The sequence below is a fragment of the Lamprobacter sp. genome (assembly GCF_034860625.1).
Classification (GTDB): domain Bacteria; phylum Pseudomonadota; class Gammaproteobacteria; order Chromatiales; family Chromatiaceae; genus Lamprobacter.
Map to the genome: position 1 here is coordinate 1 of NZ_JAYESN010000508.1, position 1,418 is coordinate 1,418.

The 1,418-nt window shown below is 62.6% G+C and carries 2 protein-coding genes; both read right to left on the reverse strand.

Features of this window, described 5'->3' with window-relative positions; translation table 11 throughout:
• Positions 1 to 333: 333 nt before the first annotated feature.
• On the reverse strand, positions 334 to 501 hold the full coding sequence (locus VBE63_RS29295; RefSeq protein WP_323686495.1) for a hypothetical protein: 168 nt from the start codon (positions 499 to 501) through the stop codon (positions 334 to 336).
• An 86-nt stretch (positions 502 to 587) separates the two neighbouring features.
• Positions 588 to 1,418: multiheme c-type cytochrome (locus VBE63_RS29300; protein WP_323686496.1), on the reverse strand; the 831-nt coding region annotated here is incomplete at its 5' end.

Genomic DNA, 1,418 nt, shown 5'->3' on the forward strand with positions numbered 1-1,418 from the left:
TTAGGCCGGCGACGGTCGGCGTTGCTTCAAGCCGGTAGCCTTCGGGCTTGGCGAGGCTTCTGAGCATGGAGTCCATCGTTCGTTGGGATGAGCGCAGCAACTGCGATGAGCGATGTCAGCGCCGTCTCTGATGAGTGGCCTGATCAGACTGTGTTGATCGACCAAGTGGGCTTGCGTCTCTCACGGCCAGCAGAAACTGGGCCAACTCGGAGAAGCGCCCGGTGGAGCGCATGTTGAACATCGGAACCTGGGCGCAGTGGTCCATACGCCCCGGAGAGATCGAGATTCATGCCATCCTTGGCTTGGATTTCTTATCCGTTCCCCAGGTTGACTTCAGTTGTCTTCGAGCAACCGCTCCAAGGTCTCTGTCAACGTCAGTACCCGCAGGCTGCCGATGGCCTTGCCGTAGAGGTGTCCGAAGTGGGTACGGTCTCCGGTTAGGCCGACTGACCGCAAAATGAAGCGCGGAATGGTCACTTGGCCCTTCGTTCCCAGCTTCACCAGTTCCGTGATCAGTATCTCTCTAACTCACCTCGCCAGCGAACAGCTTACGCCATATTCCGGCCTCCCCGAATCCGGATATTGATCTAGTGATCGCCGCTCATGCCCTTCGGCGGCCCCGGCTCGATCTGTCCGGTCGCCATGCGCGTCTTGTGGATCTCCTCCAGCTTGTAGAAGCTCTGCTGAAGCTGGAAGAAGCCATGCCAGTGCGCCCAGTCGGGCCCGGCCATCATCGCCCCATGGCGGGCACGGCGGCCTTCGTGGTGCCACAGGTGGTAGAAGGTGATCTGGAAGTCATCCTTCCAGGGGTTCTCCTTGAGCAGGCCCTCAGCCTCGAGTTCGTCGCGCATCTCCTTCGCCGGGTCCCAGTAGGCCTCGTTGTAGAGGCGCACCGCGGCGTCTGCCTGGTGGAAGAAGCTCTCGGTATGCAGCTCGCCGTGACAGGCGATGCAGACCTGCTTCATCTTCTCCCTACCCTCGGGACCGTCGCCGAGCAGCGGGCTCATCACATCGTCGGAGTCTCGCACGCCGGAGCGCTTGGCCCAGAGATTCCAATACAGACGCTCGCTGATATCGTGGGTGGTACTGAGCTTGCCGATGCCGCTCATGTGGCAGGTGGCACAGGTCGGCGCGCGGTAGTCACCGGGCTCCCAGGCATCGGCGGCCGAGTCCCAGCGCCATTCGTGGCCCTCTGTAGCGTAGATCTGGCCGTGCTTGCTGTTCTCGTAGACCTCGATGTCCGGGTGATCCGGCCCCAGGTGGCAGGACGCGCAGGCGGCGGGTTGCCGCGCCTCTTCGATCGAGAAGCGGTGGCGGGTGTGGCAGGCGACGCAGCTGCCCGTGCTGCCGTCCGGATAGAGGTTGCCCATGCCTGAGTTGGGCCAGGTGCGGGCCGTCGGGCGGCCATCATCATCCAA